General features: G+C 70.6%; 14 protein-coding genes and 1 tRNA gene. 3 read left to right on the forward strand and 12 right to left on the reverse strand.

Features of this window, described 5'->3' with window-relative positions; translation table 11 throughout:
* Positions 1-73: 73 nt before the first annotated feature.
* The 9 genes from AC4BDD_RS09655 to AC4BDD_RS09695 form a co-directional block, all read right to left on the reverse strand.
* Positions 74-1,219: an ABC transporter ATP-binding protein gene (locus AC4BDD_RS09655; RefSeq protein WP_490690574.1), complete on the reverse strand. Its 1,146-nt coding sequence runs from the start codon at positions 1,217-1,219 to the stop codon at positions 74-76.
* A complete protein-coding gene (locus tag AC4BDD_RS09660; RefSeq protein ID WP_490690575.1) occupies positions 1,212-2,270 on the reverse strand; it encodes an ABC transporter ATP-binding protein in 1,059 nt (352 codons plus the stop codon). Before AC4BDD_RS09660 ends, AC4BDD_RS09655 begins: the two co-directional genes overlap by 8 nt.
* A gap of 11 nt (positions 2,271-2,281) precedes the next feature.
* Positions 2,282-3,223: an ABC transporter permease gene (locus AC4BDD_RS09665; protein WP_490690576.1), complete on the reverse strand. Its 942-nt coding sequence runs from the start codon at positions 3,221-3,223 to the stop codon at positions 2,282-2,284.
* On the reverse strand, positions 3,216-4,145 hold the full coding sequence (locus tag AC4BDD_RS09670) for an ABC transporter permease (RefSeq protein WP_490690577.1): 930 nt from the start codon (positions 4,143-4,145) through the stop codon (positions 3,216-3,218). Before AC4BDD_RS09670 ends, AC4BDD_RS09665 begins: the two co-directional genes overlap by 8 nt.
* A 121-nt stretch (positions 4,146-4,266) precedes the next feature.
* Entirely contained in the window at positions 4,267-5,916 is a 1,650-nt protein-coding gene (locus AC4BDD_RS09675; RefSeq protein WP_490690578.1) for a peptide ABC transporter substrate-binding protein, read from the reverse strand.
* A gap of 606 nt (positions 5,917-6,522) precedes the next feature.
* Complete coding sequence (gene typA / locus AC4BDD_RS09680) at positions 6,523-8,430, reverse strand: translational GTPase TypA (RefSeq protein WP_490690579.1); 1,908 nt, start codon at positions 8,428-8,430, stop codon at positions 6,523-6,525.
* 274 nt (positions 8,431-8,704) lie between these two features.
* Entirely contained in the window at positions 8,705-9,667 is a 963-nt protein-coding gene (locus AC4BDD_RS09685) for a diacylglycerol/lipid kinase family protein (RefSeq protein WP_490690580.1), read from the reverse strand.
* Between the two features lie 44 nt (positions 9,668-9,711).
* Positions 9,712-9,801 (reverse strand) — tRNA-OTHER (locus AC4BDD_RS09690).
* Between the two features lie 249 nt (positions 9,802-10,050).
* On the reverse strand, positions 10,051-10,683 hold the full coding sequence (locus AC4BDD_RS09695; protein WP_490690581.1) for a TetR/AcrR family transcriptional regulator: 633 nt from the start codon (positions 10,681-10,683) through the stop codon (positions 10,051-10,053).
* Positions 10,684-10,827: 144 nt separating this feature from the next.
* On the opposite strand from AC4BDD_RS09695, the gene AC4BDD_RS09700 reads away from it, so the two are divergent.
* The 3 genes from AC4BDD_RS09700 to AC4BDD_RS09710 are packed head-to-tail and all read left to right on the forward strand — an operon-like array spanning position 10,828 to position 15,190.
* A complete protein-coding gene (locus tag AC4BDD_RS09700; protein WP_490690582.1) occupies positions 10,828-12,408 on the forward strand; it encodes an MFS transporter in 1,581 nt (526 codons plus the stop codon).
* Positions 12,405-14,453 carry an MmgE/PrpD family protein gene (locus tag AC4BDD_RS09705; protein WP_490690583.1) on the forward strand — a complete coding sequence of 683 codons (2,049 nt, stop codon included), beginning with the start codon at positions 12,405-12,407 and terminating at the stop codon, positions 14,451-14,453. The genes AC4BDD_RS09700 and AC4BDD_RS09705 overlap by 4 nt, the downstream gene beginning before the upstream one ends.
* A gap of 26 nt (positions 14,454-14,479) precedes the next feature.
* Complete coding sequence (locus AC4BDD_RS09710) at positions 14,480-15,190, forward strand: GDSL-type esterase/lipase family protein (protein ID WP_490690584.1); 711 nt, start codon at positions 14,480-14,482, stop codon at positions 15,188-15,190.
* A gap of 196 nt (positions 15,191-15,386) precedes the next feature.
* Here AC4BDD_RS09710 and AC4BDD_RS09715 read toward each other — a convergent pair whose 3' ends face one another.
* From AC4BDD_RS09715 to AC4BDD_RS09725, 3 genes are read right to left on the reverse strand one after another with little or no spacing between them, the layout of a single operon-like run.
* Positions 15,387-15,875: an SRPBCC family protein gene (locus tag AC4BDD_RS09715; RefSeq protein ID WP_490690585.1), complete on the reverse strand. Its 489-nt coding sequence runs from the start codon at positions 15,873-15,875 to the stop codon at positions 15,387-15,389.
* A gap of 26 nt (positions 15,876-15,901) precedes the next feature.
* The gene (locus tag AC4BDD_RS09720) at positions 15,902-17,140 is read right to left on the reverse strand and encodes a beta-ketoacyl-[acyl-carrier-protein] synthase family protein (protein ID WP_490690586.1); all 1,239 of its coding nucleotides are present in this window, start codon (positions 17,138-17,140) and stop codon (positions 15,902-15,904) included.
* On the reverse strand, positions 17,140-17,397 hold the full coding sequence (locus AC4BDD_RS09725) for an acyl carrier protein (RefSeq protein WP_490690587.1): 258 nt from the start codon (positions 17,395-17,397) through the stop codon (positions 17,140-17,142). Before AC4BDD_RS09725 ends, AC4BDD_RS09720 begins: the two co-directional genes overlap by 1 nt.
* Positions 17,398-17,434 lie beyond the last annotated feature (37 nt).

Raw genomic sequence — 17,434 nt, forward strand, 5'->3', positions numbered from 1 at the left:
CGACGGCGCCCGGGATCGTGGAAATACCCACGGTCCCGGGCGCCGTCGCCGGGTCAACCCTCAGCGGGAGCGACTACGCGTGGACGACGTCCTTCTCCTCCGCGAAGTGGCACGCCGACTCGTGCGCGGCCGGGGTGTCCTTGCCCTTGAAGCGCTCGGGCACCGCCAGCAGCGGGATCTCCTTGGCGCACTTCTCCTCCGCCTTCCAGCAGCGGGTGCGGAAGCGGCAGCCGGAGGGCGGGTTGGCCGGGGAGGGCACGTCACCGGTGAGGATGATGCGCTCGCGACCCTCGCGCGACTCCGGGTCCGGGACCGGGACGGCCGACAGCAGCGCCTGGGTGTAGGGGTGCGTCGGGTGGTCGTAGATCTCGGTGTCGGTACCGATCTCGGCCATCTTGCCCAGGTACATCACGCCGACCCGGTCGGAGATGTGCCGGACGATGGACAGGTCGTGGGCGATGAAGAGGTAGGAGAGGTTGAACTCGTCCTGGAGCTTCTCCATCAGGTTGATGACCTGCGCCTGGACGGAGACGTCCAGGGCCGAGACCGGCTCGTCGCAGATGATGATCTCCGGGTTGAGCGCCAGGCCGCGGGCGATGCCGATGCGCTGCCGCTGACCGCCGGAGAACTGGTGCGGGTACCGGTTGATGTACTCGGGGTTGAGGCCGACCACGTCCAGCAGTTCCTGGACGCGGCGGACCCGGTCGCCCTTCGGCGCCACCTCGGGGTGGATGTCGAAGGGCTCCCCGATGATGTCGCCGACCGTCATGCGGGGGTTGAGCGAGGTGTAGGGGTCCTGGAACACCATCTGGATGTTCCGGCGGACCGCCTTCAGCGCGCGCCCGGACAGCTTGGTGATGTCCTGGCCCTTGTAGAAGACCTCACCGGCGGTGGCCTTCTCCAGGGTCATCAGCAGCTTGGCGACGGTGGACTTGCCACAGCCGGACTCGCCGACGATGCCCAGGGTCTCGCCCTGGTAGAGGTCGAAGGAGACTCCGTCGACCGCCTTGACCGCGCCGACCTGCTTCTTGAACAGGATGCCCTGGGTCAGCGGGAAGTGCTTGACCAGGTTGCGGACCTGGAGGATCGGCTCGCCCCGCTCGACCGGCGCCTCGATGGCGGCGACCGCCTCCTCGACGGTGGCGGCGTCCACCTCCTCGACCTCGGTCGTGTTCGGGGTGGCGTCCACGGCCTCTTCGTTCTTCTTGAGCTCAGCCATGGATCGTCTCCTTCCAGAAGTGGCACGCGCTGCCGCGTCCATCCAGCTCAGTGCCGTCCTGCTCGGTGACCGAGTGCAGGACCGGGATCTCCTCGCGGCAGAGGTCCGTCGCCTTGGGGCAGCGCGGGTTGAAGGCGCAGCCCGTCGGGATCCTGAGCAGGTTGGGCGGCAGGCCCTTGATCGCGAACAGCTCCTGGCCCTTCTGGTCCAGGCGCGGGATGGAGTCGAGCAGGCCGCGGGTGTAGGGGTGCGCGGGCCGCTTGTACAGCTCGTGCACCGGCGCGGTCTCCACGATCCGGCCCGCGTACATGACCGCGATCTTGTCCGCAACGTCGGCGACCACGCCGAGGTCGTGGGTGATCAGGATCAGGCCCATGTTGAACTCGCGCTGGAGCTCCGCGAGCAGGTCCATGACCTGGGCCTGGACGGTCACATCCAGCGCGGTGGTCGGCTCGTCCGCGATGATCAGGTCCGGCTCCAGCGCCAGCGCCATGGCGATCATGATGCGCTGACGCATACCGCCGGAGAACTGGTGCGGGTAGTCGTTGACCCGCTCCCTGGCGGCCGGGATGCGCACCCGGTCCATCAGCTCGATGGCCTTGAGCTTGGCTTCCTTGCGGGAAAGGCCCTGGTGGACGCGGAACATCTCGCCGAGCTGGTAGCCGACGGTGAGCACCGGGTTCAGCGAGGAGAGCGCGTCCTGGAAGATCATGGCGATCCTCCGGCCGCGGATCTTCCGCCGCTCCTCCTTGCTCATCTTGAGCATGTCCTGGCCGCGGAAGAAGATCTCGCCCTGCGGGATCTTGCCGGGCGGCATGTCGAGGATGCCCATGATGGCCTGCGCGGTCACCGACTTGCCGGACCCGGACTCGCCGAGGACGGCGAGCGTCTCGCCCGCGTTGACGGTGTAGTTCACGCCGTTGACGGCCTTGGCCACGCCGTCCCGGGTGTGGAACTCCACGTGCAGGTCGCGGACTTCCAGCAGCGGGGCGCCGTTGTCCTCGCCGTCGCGCGGCGCCGGGACCTTGGCAGTCTTCTCGATGGTGGTCACGTACGCCTCCCTCAGCGCAGCTTGGGGTCGAGGGCGTCGCGCACCGCGTCGCCGAGCATGATGAAGGACAGCACCGTGAGGCTCAGCGCACCGGCCGGCCACATCAGCATGTGCGGGGCGTTGCGGTACTGCCGGGCGGCGTCGGAGATGTCCTGGCCCCAGGAGACCGTCGGCGGCTTGAGGCCGACGCCCAGGTAGGACAGGGTCGCCTCGATGGAGATGTAGGTGCCGAGCGCGATGGTGCACACGACGATCACCGGGGCGACGGCGTTGGGCAGGATGTGCCGGAGCAGGATGCGGCCGGTGCCGGCGCCCAGGGCGCGGGCGGCCTGCACGTAGTCCTGTTCCTTGACGGTGATCACCGAGCCGCGCGCGATACGGGCGATCTGCGGCCAGCTGAGGGTGATCATGAAGCCGACGACGGTCCAGATGTTGCCGCCCTTGATGACGGACAGGCAGACCAGGCCGCCGAGCAGCAGCGGGATGCCGAAGAAGATGTCGGTGAGCCGGGAGAGGATCGAGTCCCACCAGCCGCCGAAGTAGCCGGCCAGGCCGCCCAGGATGCCGCCGAGCAGCGCCACACCCAGGGTCACACAGATGCCGACGGTGATGGAGGCGCGGGCGCCGTAGATGGTGCGGGCGTAGACATCGCAGCCCTGCGTGTCGAAGCCGAAGGGGTGCCCGGAGGTGCTGCCCTCACGCGCGTGGGTGAGCTCGCACACCCGCGGGTCGGTGGAGGTGAACAGCCCAGGCCACAGCGAGACCGTGACCAGCAGCAGGATGAGCAGCGAGGAGATGATGAAGACCGGGTTGCGGCGCAGCTCGCGCCAGGCGTCGCCCCACAGGCTGCGCGGCTTGTCGCGCTTGTCGGCCGTGGCCGCCGCCTGGGTCTTGCTCACGGAGCCGGTGGGCTCCACCGTCGCTGTGGACGTCTTCTCGATCTGGTCAGGCATAGCGGATCCTCGGGTCGAGCACGGCGTAGAGGAGGTCGACGAGCAGGTTCACCAGCAGGAAGACCAGCACCAGGATGGTGACGAAGCCGACGACGGTCGGCGAGTTCTTCCGCACGACACCCTGGAGCAGCTGGAAGCCGACGCCGTGGATGTTGAAGATGCCCTCCGTGACGATGGCGCCACCCATCAGGGCGCCGACGTCGGTCCCGATGAAGGTCACCACGGGGATCAGCGAGTTGCGCAGCAGATGGATGCCGACGACCCGGCGGCGCGGCAGGCCCTTGGCGATCGCGGTGCGCACGTAGTCCGCGCGCAGGTTCTCGGCGATCGAGGTCCGGGTGAGCCGCGTGACGTAGGCGAGCGAGAGGCCGGCCAGCACGAAGCCGGGCAAGAGCATCTCTTCCCAGGCCGGGTCGAGCGCGTTGGTGACCGAGGGGTTGACCCAGCCCCACTTCACGGCGATGAAGTACTGCCCGACGTAGCCGATGACGAAGACCGGGATCGAGATGACGAGCAGGGTGAAGACCAGCACCAGCGAGTCGATGATGCCGCCGCGGCGCAGGCCGGAGAGCAGTCCGAGGCCGATGCCGAGGACGATCTCGATGACGATGGCGACGGTGGTGAGCTGGAGGGTGACCGGGAACGCGTCGCCCATCATCTCGGTGACTTCCTGACCGGTGAACGCCTGGCCGAAGTCGCCCTGGAAGATGTCGCTCATGTAGATCCAGTACTGCTCGACCAGCGGCTTGTCGAGGTTCAGTTCCGAGCGGATGCGTGCCAGGGTCGCCGGGTCCGGCGTTCTGTCGCCGAACATCTGGGCAACGGGGTCGCCCAGCGCGTAGACCATCGCGAAGATGATAAAGGTCGTCCCGAGGAAGACCGGGATCATCTGGAGCAGTCGTCGGATGACGTAGCGCCCCATGGAAACTCCTTCAAGATTCCGAAGCACAGCAGCCGGGGTCGTTTTGTGGCTCCCCCGGCTGCTGCCTCCTGCTGGGCATGACGACGGGCCTTCCCAAGTGTCAGGAAGGCCCGCCCGTCACTTACTTGACCGTGATGTCCTTGTAGACCGGGACGCTGAAGGCGTCCAGGGCCACGTTGTCAACACGGGTGGAGTAGGCGCCGCTGCCGTTCTGGTACCACAGCGGGATGCCCGGGGCGTCCTTGACGAGCTGCTTCTCGGCGTCCTGGTAGAGCTTGATCGCCTTGTCGGTGTCCGGCTCGGCGTTCGCCTGGTCGATCAGGTCGTCGAACTTCTTGTTGCTGTACTCACCGTCGTTGGAGCTGGCGCCGGTCTTGAACAGCGGGGTCAGGAAGTTGTCGATGAGCGGGTAGTCCATCTGCCAGCCGGCGCGGAACGGACCCTTCATCTCACGCTTGGTGATCTGGTTACGGAAGTCGCCGAAGGTGCCGACCGGGTTGATGCGGCAGGCGTCCTTGTCACCCAGCACCTTGTTGATGCTGTTGCAGACGGCCGTGATCCAGTCCTTGTGCGAACCGGTGTCGACGTTGGAGGAGAGGACCATCGTGCCGCCGGGGATGCCGCCGGCCTCCTCGATGAGCTTCTTGGCCTTCTCCGGGTTGTACTCGCACAGCTCTCCGCAGACGTCCTTGGAGTAGCCGCCCGGGGCGCCGAGCACCGGGGAGGTGTAGTCGGCGGCGGGGGTGCGGGTCTTGTTGAAGATCTTCTCGGTGATCTCCTGGCGGTTGATCGCCATGGAGATGCCCTGACGGAGCTTGGCCCCGTCCTTGCCGTCCCAGCCCTTGGCGTAGAGCGGGAAGGTGATGGTCTGGATGATGCCGGCCGGCTGGTTGATGTAGCGGTCCGGGAAGTCCGCCTCGACGTTGGCGAGCTGACCGGCCGGAACGTCGTCGATCACGTCCAGGGTGTTGGACATGACGTCGTTGTAGGCGGTCGTGTAGTCCGTGTAGACCTTGAGGTAGACGCCCTTGTTCTTCGGCTTCTCATCCCCGGCGTACGACTCGTTCACCGAGAGGTTCATCCCGGTGCCCTTCTTGTACGAGTCGATCTTGTACGGGCCGTTGCCGATCGGCTTCTTCAGCCACTCGTCGTGGTTCTTGAAGAAGGACTCCGGCAGCGGCGAGTAGGCCTTGTAGCCCAGGCGCTTGGGCCAGGTGGAGAACTTCTCCTTCAGCTTCACGGTGAAGGTGTGCTCGTCCACGACCTTGAGACCGGACATGGTCTTGGCCTTGGCCTTGGCGCCTTCCTTCTCCGGGTGGACCTCGTCGTAGCCCTCGATGTCGGAGAAGAAGTAGGAGTTCAGCTGCGCGTTGTCGATGAGCGCGCCGTAGTTCCAGGCGTCGACGAACGACTTGGCGGTGACGGGGGTGCCGTCGCTGAACTTCCAGCCCTTCTTGAGCTTGAAGGTGAAGGTCTGCTGGTCCTTGGTGTCGATCGACTCGGCCATGGCCTGCTTGGCCTCACCGGTCTTCGGGTCGTACTCCATCAGACCGCGGAAGATCATGTCGAGGACCTTGCCGCCCTGCACCTCATTGGTGTTGGACGGCTCCAGCGGGTTCTGCGGGTCGGCCCAGGAAGCGCTGATCACGCCTTCGCCGGAGCCGCCGTCCTTCCCGCTGCTGTCCTTGTCATCATCGCCGCCGCAGGCGGTCGCGGCCATCGCCACGACCGCGGCCATCGCGACCCACTTGGCGCTCTTGGCACCGCGCATGGGTTTGCCTCCTCAGGAGTCACTGTCACTACGAGAGAGGGCACCGGAAGCACGCTGACACCCCTGACAGCGACGAGACCTGGCACCCCCACGTGCGCTCGTAGGCCAGCGCTCCCCACAGCGCGTGACCCATTGACCCGAGCTCAATGGACCCCATGATTGAGCACCCCAGCCGCGTAAACCACACTTAAAGGGTCTCGCTTTGGTCACATCATCTACGCGCGGAGCGCCGAAATCCGGACAAAGCTGCCACAGACAGACACACGCGAAACGGACTGTTAACGCATCATCCGGATCTTCGTTACCGATATCCGGACGGCCGTTGGTGGTAAACGCGTTGACTGACAGGTTTATGTCATGGCAGGAGCCGGGGCGATCGAGCGGATCCCAGAGCTCCGCCAACTCCCCCTGTGGTAGCCGTCCGTGAGCAATCTACTCGACCGGCGGTCAAGGAAGGGAAAAGCGGGGGAAAGCGGAGAGAGGGAGAAAAGAAAACGGCACGGCGCCCCACCGATCGGTGGGGCGCCGTGCCGTGAATGCCGGGCTGTGAATGCCGTGCCGTGAATCCGCTCAGGGCCGGCCGTCAGCCGTGGCGTCGGCTCCGCGTCAGCCGTGCTTGGCGCGGGAGGCGGTGCGGCCGCGCTCCTTCTGGTCCAGGACGACCTTGCGGATGCGGATCGCCTCCGGGGTCACCTCGACGCACTCGTCGTCGCGGCAGAACTCAAGGGACTGCTCCAGCGACAGCTTGCGCGGCGGGACGATCGCCTCGAAGGAGTCGGCGGAGGAGGAGCGCATGTTGGTGAGCTTCTTCTCCTTGGTGATGTTCACGTCCATGTCGTCGGCGCGCGAGTTCTCGCCGACGATCATGCCCTCGTACACCTCGGTGCCGGGGTCGGTGAACAGCACGCCGCGCTCCTGGAGGTTGGTCATCGCGAAGGCGGTGACGGCACCGGCTCGGTCGGCGACCAGCGAGCCGTTGTTACGGGTCTGCAGCGTGCCGAACCACGGCTCGTGGCCCTCGTGGATGGAGTGGCCGATACCCGTACCGCGGGTCTGGGTCAGGAACTCCGTACGGAAGCCGATGAGGCCACGCGACGGCACCACGAACTCCATGCGCACCCAGCCGGAGCCGTGGTTGGACATGTTGTCCATACGGCCCTTGCGGACACCCATGAGCTGCGTGACCGCGCCCATGTGCTCCTCGGGGACGTCGATGGTCATGCGCTCGACCGGCTCGTAGACCTTGCCGTCGACGTTCTTGGTGACGACCTGCGGCTTGCCGATGGTCAGCTCGAAGCCCTCGCGGCGCATCTGCTCGACCAGGATGGCCAGCGCCAGCTCACCGCGGCCCTGCACCTCCCAGGCGTCGGGGCGCTCGGTGTCCAGGACGCGGAGCGAGACGTTGCCGATCAGCTCGCGGTCCAGACGGTCCTTGACCTGGCGGGCGGTGACCTTGCGGTCCTTGACCGCGGCCTTGGCGGAGGCGCCCTTGCCGGTACCGCCGCGGCCGACCAGCGGGGAGGTGTTGGTGCCGATGACCATGGAGATCGCGGGCTCGTCGACCGTGATCAGCGGCAGCGCGACCGGGTTCTCCGGGTCGGCCAGGGTCTCGCCGATCATGATGTCCGGGATACCGGCGACCGCGCAGATGTCACCGGGGCCGGCCACCTCGGCCGGCTTGCGGGTGAGCGCCTCGGTCATCATCAGCTCGGTGATGCGGACGTTGGAGATCGAGCCGTCACGCTTGATCCAGGCCACGGTCTGGCCCTTGCGCAGCTCGCCCTGCTCGACACGGAGCAGCGCGATACGGCCGAGGAAGTTGTCCGCGTCGAGGTTGGTGACGTGGGCCTGGAGCGGCGCGTCCTCCTCGTACGACGGGGCCGGGACGTGCTCCAGGATGGTGGAGAAGAACGGCTCCAGGCTGGTGGAGTCGGCCGGGACGGTGCCGTCCTCCGGCTTGGTCAGCGAGGCGATGCCGTCACGGCCGCAGGCGTAGACGATCGGGAACTCGATCTGGTCCTCGTCGGCGTCCAGGTCCAGGAAGAGGTCGTACGTCTCGTTGACGACCTCGTCGATGCGGGAGTCCGGGCGGTCGGTCTTGTTGATGCACAGGATGACCGGCATCCGGGCCTGCAGGGCCTTGCGGAGCACGAAGCGGGTCTGCGGCAGCGGGCCCTCGGAGGCATCGACGAGCAGGACGACCGCGTCCACCATCGACAGACCGCGCTCGACCTCGCCGCCGAAGTCGGCGTGGCCGGGGGTGTCGATGATGTTGATCGTGATCGGGGCCCCGCCGTCCTTGGGGTGATACTTCACCGCCGTGTTCTTGGCGAGGATCGTGATGCCCTTCTCACGCTCCAGGTCGTTCGAGTCCATGACGCGGTCGTCGACGGAGTCGAGCTGGTGCGCGGCGAAGGCACCCGCCTGCTTGAGCATGGCGTCGACGATGGTCGTCTTGCCGTGGTCGACGTGGGCGACGATGGCGACATTGCGGATGTCGTGGCGCGTGGGCATACGTGCGGCGCTTCTCCCGGAATCGTGGATGGCGGCGCGCCCGGTCCGGTACGCGCGCCTGCCGGGCAGATCACGCCACGGCCTCACCCCATGGTACGTGTCCGCCGCACGAGTGGCCGAACCGATGGCTGTGAGGTGCCTGACCTACCGCTGCCTCGCGAGCCGGGAATAGTGGGCGGAACGTCGCCGGTCGGTCGCGGTGGGTGACCGGTGGCCCGGGGTGTCCGGTGGGCTGCGCGACGCCGCGCGGACCCCTCGGGCACCCTTCCGCCGGTCAGGCCGGGGTGAGCACGCGCAGGGAGCGCGGGACGACGTCCAGGGTGAACCGGTCGCGGCCGGTGCCGCGCACGTCGCCGTCGTACTCGAAGACCAGCGGCAGGCCGTCGGTGCGTTCGATCACCACCTGGCGGCCGCGGGCGTCCACCACCCCCTCGCGGCCCAGGTGCTCACCGTCGCGGGCGAGGCCGGGCAGCTCCCGCAGCGAGAGAGCGGTGCCGACGGCGCAGACGTCGAGCAGTCCGTCGTCCAGGACCGAGTTCGGCAGCAGCTTGAACCGCCCGCCCCGGTGCCGGCCGCCGCCGACGGTCACGAAGACGGTGTCGCCGGTGTGGACGGTCCGGCCGTCCACGACGACCCGGCCGGGGTAAGGGCGGAAGGTGCGCAGGGTCTCGGCGACCGCGATGTCGTAGCGGTCGCGGCCGGACTCGGTGACCTGGCGGGCGGTGATGAGCGCTTGGGCCACCAGGCCGGAGGAGGCGCCCAGCAGGACCAGGTCGCCGGTCTCGGCCACCCGGGCCAGGTCGATGGAGCGGGTCCGGGGCGCGGTGGCGGCCGCCTCCAGCGCGGACTGCCAGGGGCGGTCGGACCAGATCTCCCGGTAGAAGGAGTTGCCGGTGCCGGACGGCAGGACGAGCAGCGCGGGCAGCCGGTCGGGCGCCTCGGCCCGTCCCGGGCTGAGCGCGCTTCCGGTCGCGCCCCGGGGCAGCTGGCCGAGCAGGCCGGTCATGACCTCGTGGGCGGTGCCGTCGCCGCCGATGGAGACCACGGTGCCGGGGCCGCCGGGCGCGGCCGCCTTGGCGGCGAGCTCGCGGGCGTGCCCGGGCCCTTCGGTCAGCGCGGGCTCCACGGTGGCGCCCGCCGCGGACATCCGCCGCACGACGGTGTCCACCATGGCCCGGGAGAACGTCCCCGAGGCCGGGTTGGCGACCACCAGGACCGCGTCCGCGACGGCACTCATACGCAAAAGCCCCCCGGCTCGGTTCACTACGGCGGTGACGGTGGTGGCGGAGAGGGCAGGATTCGAACCTGCGAGGGCTTGCACCCGATCCGGGTCACCCCGGAACCCCGTTGGGCCGCTTCGGGTACCTCTCCCGTGCACGCGCGGCGGCCCTTGAAGCGATGTCCCCGCCGCCGGCGTGCAACCAAGATGCTTCCGGACCGGCCTGACATCCCGCTGAGACGGGCGTTTCAGCCGGCTGACAGGTGCCCGCCGCACGTTGGGGGATGTCCGACGGGTCTCCGCGGCGCCCCATCGGACACCCCTGGCTGCCGCGGGCCGCAGGGGCGGATGAGCGGCGAAGGGGGTCGGGGTTCGTGGGTGGTGCGGCGAGCGGGGCGGGGCTACTGGGTGTCGGGGTCGCCCAGGGCGCGGTGCGCCAGCTCCAGGACGGCCGCGGTGACCGCTTCCCGGTCGATGTGCGTGTTCCGGCTGATCAGGTCGTCCAGCAGACCGTCCGCCGCGTGGAAGACCATGCGGCAGGCGAGCGTGGTGTCCGCTGCCCGGAAGGCGCCGACCAGGGTGCCACGGGCGACGAAGTCGCACATCAGGTCCACCACGCGCCGGTTGGAGTCGCGGCACAGCTCCAGCGCCTTGGCGTTCGCCGACTGGTAGACGACGCGGTGGAGGGCGGCGTTGTCCACCGCGTGCTCGATCAGGGTGCGGATGAGCCGGTCCAGCGTCGGCCACCAGGCGCCGCCCTCGTCGAGCACGGTCCGGGTGCGCTCCAGGAACCGCTCGACGTACTCCTCCCACATGGCCCCGAGCAGATGGTCCTTGGAGTCGAAGTAGAGGTAGAAGGTGCCCTTGGCCACGTCGGCGGCCTCGGCCAGCTCCGCGACGGTGGCGGCGGCGAACCCCTTCTCCCGGAAGACCTCGGCGGCGCCGGCGATCAGCGCGGCGCGGCGGTCCTCGGGGCTGAGGGTCACGCGCTTGCGGCGTGGTCGCCGCTGGGCAGGGGGTGATGTGGTCGCCATCGGCTCGCCTCCGCTCGGTGTGTCCTGTCCCAATCTACCCCGACGCTGACTGACCGTCGGTCATTGACTGACTGACCGTCGGTCATTAGTGTCCGAGGCGCGCGCCCCAACGGAGTTGACGACCCTTCATGTGAGGAATCCGCGATGACCGAGACGACCGGGCCCGGCACCAGGAAGGGGCTGCTGCTCGCCTTCCTCTGCTTCGGCGTGTTCATGGTCTACCTCGACGCCACGATCGTGAACGTGGCGCTGCCGGAGATACAGGACGACCTGTCCGCGGACATCACCCAGCTCCAGTGGATCATCGACGCGTACACCCTGGCCTTCGCCTGCCTGCTGCTGACCTCCGGCACGGCCGGGGACATCCTGGGCCGCAAGCGGCTCTTCCTCGGCGGGCTGATCGGATTCACCGCCTCCTCGGTGATCTGCGCGCTCTCCGACTCCATCGGGCTGCTGCTGGCCGGCCGGATCCTCCAGGGCGTCAGCGGCTCGATCATGATCCCGGTGTCGCTGGCACTGGTCTCCGCCGCCTACACCGAGCCCGCCGCGCGCGCCAAGGCGATCGGCGTCTGGGCGGGCATCGGCGGGCTCGCGCTGTCCAGCGGACCGGTGGTGGGCGGCCTGCTGGTCGAGCACATCGGCTGGCAGTCCATCTTCTGGGTCAACGTGCCCATCGGGGTCCTGGCCGCCGCCGTGCTGGCCCGCCTGCTGACCGAGAACCGCGCCCCGCGCGCCCGGCGGCTGGACCCGGTCGGCCAGCTGCTGTTCATCGTCACCGTCGCCGCCCTGGCGTACGGGCTGATCGAGGGCAACACCGAGGGCTGGACCTCCGCGCTCATCCTCGGCTCGTTCGCCGCCTCCGCGGTGACCCTGCTGCTCTTCGTCGTCTGGGAGCTGCGGCAGCCGGACCCGATGCTGCCGCTGAAGCTGTTCCGCAGCCCGATCGTCGTGGTCGCGGGGACGGTCAACTTCCTCAGCCTCTTCGGCCTGTTCGCGGCGATCTTCCAGCTGACGCTGTACCTGCAGAGCATCAACCAGCTGAGCAGCGTGGAGACCGGCGTGCGGTTCCTGGCGCTGACCGTGCCGATCATGATCGCCTCGTTCGCCGCCAGCGTCGTGGCCGAGAAGTACGGGGCCCGGGTGCCGATCGTCATCGGCTCGCTGCTCTCCGCGGGCGGACTCTTCGGGCTCACCGCGCTGGAGGTCGGCACCGGCTTCGGCGGCTACTGGTGGTCGCTGGCCCTGCTCGGCGCCGGGGTCTCCTTCACCGGCGCCCCCGCGACCGTGGCGCTGCTGGAATCGGTGCCGGCCGAGCAGGCGGGCACGGCGTCCGGGATCTCCAACACCTTCCGCCAGGTCGGCGCGGTCTTCGGGGTCGCCCTCGCCGGCGCGCTGCTCCTGCGCCACCTGCGCGGCAACCTCTCCGGCGCGCTGGCCGAACTGCCGCGGCAGACAGCGCTCCCGGAGCAGACCCTCGACCGGCTCCACGACGGCGACTTCTCCGCGATCGGGGCGCTGCCACCGGACCTGCGGCGGCAGGTCATGGACGCGGCCGGGCCGGTCTACGTGGACGGCATGGGGCTGGTGATGGAGGTCGCCGCCGTCGGCACCCTCATCGGCGGCCTGTGCGCCCTGCTCTTCCTCACCGGGCGGCGGCCCGCGCCCGCACCGACCACGGCGAGCGGGGAACCCGCGCCGGTCGCGGCGGGGCGGCGGTCCCGGTGAGCGGCACAGCGGCGGGCGGCGACGGCACCACCCCGCCGGGGACGGGCGGCACCCTCATCGGGCGGCTCGCCGCCTGGGGCAGCCGGCTGGAGCTGAAGGACGCCCCCGGGCGGGTGGTCGGCCACCTCAAGAGCCAGATCCTCAGCCAGCTCGGGGCCGCCCGCGCCGGGTACGCGCACCCGCTCGGCGCCAAGATCCTCCAGGCGTACGGCGGCCCGCTCCAGGACGATCCGCAGCGCGCCGCCCACTCCCTGGCCATGGCCACCATCTGCCTGGACTTCGACGACACCGCCTACGCCGGGCACCTCTCCCACTCCTGCGTCAACGTCCCCCTCGTCCACTCCCGGCCGCTCGGCCTCGACGGCAGGCGGCTGCTCACCTCGGTGCTGGCCGCCAACGAGTGCGCGGCCCGGATCACCGCCGCCGCCACCCTGGGCCCGTTCCGCGGCCAGACCGCCGGGCACACCCACCTGGCCGGGGCGGTCGCGGCACGGCTGCGCGCCGAGCGCGCCCCGGCGAGGACCTGGGCAGACGCGCTGGGCCTGGCCTTCTCGGTACCCACCTGGACGCTGTCCCGCGGCTTCTTCTCCACCGACGCCAAGCTGCTGGCCGCCGCCGTCCCGGTGCGGATCGCGCTCGGGGCCTGCGACGGCGCCCGCGCCGGGCTGGCCGGGCCGGAGGACGTGCTGGAGCATCCGCACGGCTTCCTCCAGCGGTTCGCCGACCTCCCCCTGCCCGAGGAGGCGGTCAGCGGGCTCGGCAGTCTCTGGCACACCGAGACCTTCTCGTACAAGGTCCACCCGGGCAGCGCCTACACCAGCGCCGCCGTCGACTGCGCGGTCGACCTCCACCACCGGCTCGCCGGTGTGGCGGCCGCGGACATCACCGAGGTCGTGGTGGAGGGCTCCCTGTTCACCAGCGGCCTGGACCGCATCGCCCGGCGGCAGCACATCGGCCCCGGATCGAGCGTGGCGGCACTGAACTTCTCCGTCCCGTACAACGTGGCCACCGCGCTGCTCACCGGGACCCTGGTGCCGGCCGACCTGGCACCCCCGGCGGTCGGCCGGCCGGAGCGCTGGGACCTGGCCGCCAGGGTCCGCACCGAACACGACCCGGCGTTCAGCCGGGACGCCCTGCTGGCCACCGCCCCGCTGGGGCAGGCGCTGCGCCGGGCGGGGCCACGGGCCCAGGCGTGGGTCGCCGCCGCGGACGAGGCGGCCGCCCAGGCGCTGCCGCCGTCCTGGTCCGCGCCGGAGACGGACTTCCGCCGGGCGACGAAGAACCTCGGGGCCCGGGTGACCGTACGGCTCCGGGACGGCCGGGTGCTGCGCGCCGAGCGCCGTCACGCGGTCGGCGCGGCAAGCGCGGCGGACGGCGCCGATCACGCGACCCTGGCACGGCGCAAGTTCCTGCGCTGCGGCGGGGATCCGGAGGCGGCCGACATGGTCGCCGAGCTGGAGCACCTGCGGCCCGGCGAGGTCGAGCGGCTGGTGTCCCTGGCGCTGGCCGGCACCGACGAGCGCGCGGGCGGCGCGCGCCCCCAACCGACCCGGAAAGGCTCGTTCATGGACCCAGCCGCACTGGAGAAGGCGTACGCCGACCTGGACACCGCAGCCACCGCCGCGATCGGCGCCGAGGGGCGGGAGCCGGCGGCCTCCGATGAGCCCGGGGTGGACTGGATACTGGCTCATATCGCGCTCAGCGACCGGCTGCTGGCCGACACCGCCCGCCAGGTGATCGCCGACGCCGAGCCGTCCCTGGACAACTCCCCCGCCATGGCACCGGCCGCGATCGAGGAGCTGACCGGGTCGGCCGACCGGGCCCTCCTCGTCGAGCTGGTCCGCCGCAATGCCGCGGAGCTGGTCGGGCTGGTGGCGCAGACCCCCGGCGAGAGCGGGGCGACCCGGGTCGCGGTGCGGCTGGTGGACGGCCAGGGCCAGGAGGTGTTCGCCGGCCCGGTCCCGTGGGGAGAGATCCTGCGGCTCCGCGCCGAGGAGCAACTCCCCGGCCATGCCGGAAGACTGAGACGCCTGACGCAGGGGTGAGGACAGCGGAAGCCGGGGGGCGGCAGATGGCACAGCGGCGGACGGCGGACGGCACCGACGAGGGAAGCGATCCACGCTGCCTGCGGCCGGGCGAGGCGGCCAGGCTGCTGGCCGGTGCCCCCTGGCGCCGGATCGTGCTGCTCGGGGACAGCGGGGCCAAGCCCGCCCCGACAGCAGTGGTCCCCGGCTACGGCCCGGCTCCGTGGACGGACCGGGTCGCCGCCGCCCTGCGCGAGGCCCGGCCGGATGTCGCCTGCCTTAGCCTGCGCGGCCGGCGGGACCTGCTGATCTCCCAGGTGCGCTCCCAGCAGCTGGCGTCCGCCCTGGCCTTCCAGGGTGACCTGGCGCTCGTCGCCTGCGGCGGTCCCGACCTGCGGTCCCGGTCCTTCGACGCGGACGCCACCGAGCTCGAACTCAGCCGCGTCCTGGCCTCACTGCGGGCCGGCACCTACCGCCACGCGGCGGTGATCAGCCCCTTCGACCTGTCCGCACCGGGCCAGCTGCCCGTGGACCGGCTGGCCTCGATCCGTACCGACCAGCGGCTGCTGGGCGAGCGGGTGCAGTCGGTGGCACTGCGCCACGGCTGCCTCCACATCGACCTGGCGGAGGAGGGCCGGGGCGCGTCCGGACTGTGGGGGCCGCAGCCCGGCCGACTGAGCAGCCGCGGACACGCGGTCGCCGCGGCCGCGACCGTTCGTGCCCTGGGCGCCCACTGGGGCCGGGGCGCCGGGCGGTGAGGTCGCTTGGTGAGGTCGCTTGGTGAGGTCGCTTGGGCGGGCGGCCGTCGGGGGGTCGGTGCCACCGGGGCGTCTCCTCGCGCGGTGAAGACCACTGGTCGATCGTTGGGTGCGGCTTCGATTACTTCACCGCGCTGGGGGAGCGCCCCGGTGTCCCCTTCCGCCGGTTCTTCCCCTCACCACCGTGGCGGTGAGGTCAGCCCTCCACGGCCTGCTTGAGCCGGAACAGCGTCGCCCGCATCCCCGCCCGATTGGCCCGGTGCCGGACCGCCGGGGCCGTGCCCGTGAACAGCCGGCCGAGCGCATCGACGACCTTGCCGGTGCGGCCGGTGCGCAGGTCCTCCCAGTACTCCACCACCCGCGTGGCGCCGTCCTCCTCGGCGAACCGGTAGCCCCACAGGGCCACCGGCATCCCGAAGGTGGTGACGCGGAAGGCGAAGTCCCGGCCGGGCTCGGCGCGCAGCACCCGGCACTCGGTGAACCACACCCAGGGGCCCTTGCGGTTGAAGCCGATGAACCGGGTGCCGCGGGTCACCTGCCCGCGCCTGCCCAGCACCCGCACCGCCCGGCACTCCGGGCTCCACCGGCCCATCCGGCGTACGTCGCTGATGGTCCGGTAGACCCGCTCCGGGGAGGCGTGGACGACGATGCTCTCCTCGACCTGCCACTCACGTGCGACCGACACTTGGCTGGCTCCTGACGGCTGGGTGCTCACGCTCTGCTGAACACGAGGACGGCGTTCTGGCCGCCGAACCCGAAGGAGTTGCTGACGGCGACCTCCACGGGCGCGTCCCGGCCCCGCTTGGCGACCACGTCCAGCTCGACCTCCGGATCGAGGCTGTCCAGGTTCGCCGTCGGCGGGATGAACCCGTGCTCCACGGTGAGCACGGTGGCCACGGCCTCGATCGCCCCCGCGGCGCCGAGCGCGTGCCCCACCACACCCTTGATGGAGGTTACCGCGGGTCGGTCCCCGATGACCCGGCGGATCATCCGGGCTTCGGCGACGTCGTTGAGCGGCGTGGAGGTGCCGTGCGCGTTGACGTGGTCGACCGCGTCCGGGCCGATCCCGGCGTCCTTCAGGGCGGCGCGGACGGCCAGTTCGGCGCCCTCGCCGCGCGGGTCGGGCGCGGTGGCATGGTGCGCGTCCGCCGACGCCCCGTACCCGCTGACGACGGCCCGCACCCGCGCGCCGCGCGCACGGGCGTCCGCGACCCGCTCCAGCACCAGGGCCGCCGCACCCTCGGCGGGCACGAAGCCGTCGCGGTCGGCGTCGAACGGCCGGGACGCGGCCGCCATCTCACCGCGCCGCCCGGACAGGGCGCCCATCTGGCTGAAGCCGGAGACGATCGACGGCACCAGGCACGCCTCGGTGCCGCCGGTGACGACCACGTCGCACAGCCCGGCGCGCAGCAGCTCCCGGGCCGTGCCGATGGCGGTGGTGCCCGACGCGCAGGCGGTGGCGGTAACCAGGTTGGGGCCGCGGGCCCCGCACTCCATGGCGACGTAGCCGGCCGACATGTTGATCGACAGCATCGGGATGAGGAGTGGCGAGACCTTCAACGGGCCGTCGTCGAGCAGGGTGTTGTGCTGCTTCTCCCAGGTGGCCGCGCCGCCGATGCCGTTGCCGAGGACGACGCCGACCCGGGCCCCGTCCCAGGAGGCCGGATCCAGGCCGCAGTCCTCGATCGCCTCGGCGGCGGCCGCCATCGCGAACTGGCTGCTGCGGTCCAGCCGCCACGCCTTGCGGCGGCCCACGGCGCGGACGGGGTCGAAGCCGGGCACCGCGCAGCCGAAGTCGGCGGGTGTGCCGGCCAGGGCGGGCACGGCGGCCGCGGCCGTGCCCGCTCCGGCGCGGATGCGCTCCCAGGCCGCCGCCACCCCGATCCCGGCGGAGGTCACCAGGCCGATGCCGGTGACGGCGGCGTCGAAGCGGGAGCCGTCCGCCGGCATCAGACGCCCGCTCCCTTGCCCGCTTCCTCGACCTTGCCCTCGATGACCGTGGCGGCCTGGCCGATGGTGTCGTGCGCGCCGAGGTCGTCGTCGGTGACGGGGACGCCGAACTCCTCCTGGGCGGCCAGTGACAGCTCGACCAGGGCCAGGGAGTCGAGTTCGAGGTCGTCGAAGGTCCGCTCGGGGGTGATCTCGTCCTCCTGGAGGCCGAATCCGCTCTCCAGCAGTTTGACCAGACGGTGGTAGATGTCGCTCATCGAAGACTCCCCTTGCTCTCGTGTGGTTCTGGTGTGG

The organism is Streptomyces sp. JLBT605 (assembly GCF_058215555.1).

Bases quoted from the DNA above. Each gene is read 5' to 3' on its own strand.
- AC4BDD_RS09670 (WP_490690577.1), bottom strand. From the start codon at position 4,145: ATGGGGCGCTACGTCATCCGACGACTGCTCCAGATGATCCCGGTCTTC.
- AC4BDD_RS09655 (WP_490690574.1), bottom strand. From the start codon at position 1,219: ATGGCTGAGCTCAAGAAGAACGAAGAGGCCGTGGACGCCACCCCGAAC.
- AC4BDD_RS09725 (WP_490690587.1), bottom strand. From the start codon at position 17,397: ATGAGCGACATCTACCACCGTCTGGTCAAACTGCTGGAGAGCGGATTC.
- AC4BDD_RS09665 (WP_490690576.1), bottom strand. From the start codon at position 3,223: ATGCCTGACCAGATCGAGAAGACGTCCACAGCGACGGTGGAGCCCACC.
- AC4BDD_RS09695 (WP_490690581.1), bottom strand. From the start codon at position 10,683: ATGGCGACCACATCACCCCCTGCCCAGCGGCGACCACGCCGCAAGCGC.
- AC4BDD_RS09710 (WP_490690584.1), top strand. From the start codon at position 14,480: ATGGCACAGCGGCGGACGGCGGACGGCACCGACGAGGGAAGCGATCCA.
- AC4BDD_RS09675 (WP_490690578.1), bottom strand. From the start codon at position 5,916: ATGCGCGGTGCCAAGAGCGCCAAGTGGGTCGCGATGGCCGCGGTCGTG.
- AC4BDD_RS09720 (WP_490690586.1), bottom strand. From the start codon at position 17,140: ATGCCGGCGGACGGCTCCCGCTTCGACGCCGCCGTCACCGGCATCGGC.
- AC4BDD_RS09685 (WP_490690580.1), bottom strand. From the start codon at position 9,667: ATGAGTGCCGTCGCGGACGCGGTCCTGGTGGTCGCCAACCCGGCCTCG.
- AC4BDD_RS09700 (WP_490690582.1), top strand. From the start codon at position 10,828: ATGACCGAGACGACCGGGCCCGGCACCAGGAAGGGGCTGCTGCTCGCC.
- typA (WP_490690579.1), bottom strand. From the start codon at position 8,430: ATGCCCACGCGCCACGACATCCGCAATGTCGCCATCGTCGCCCACGTC.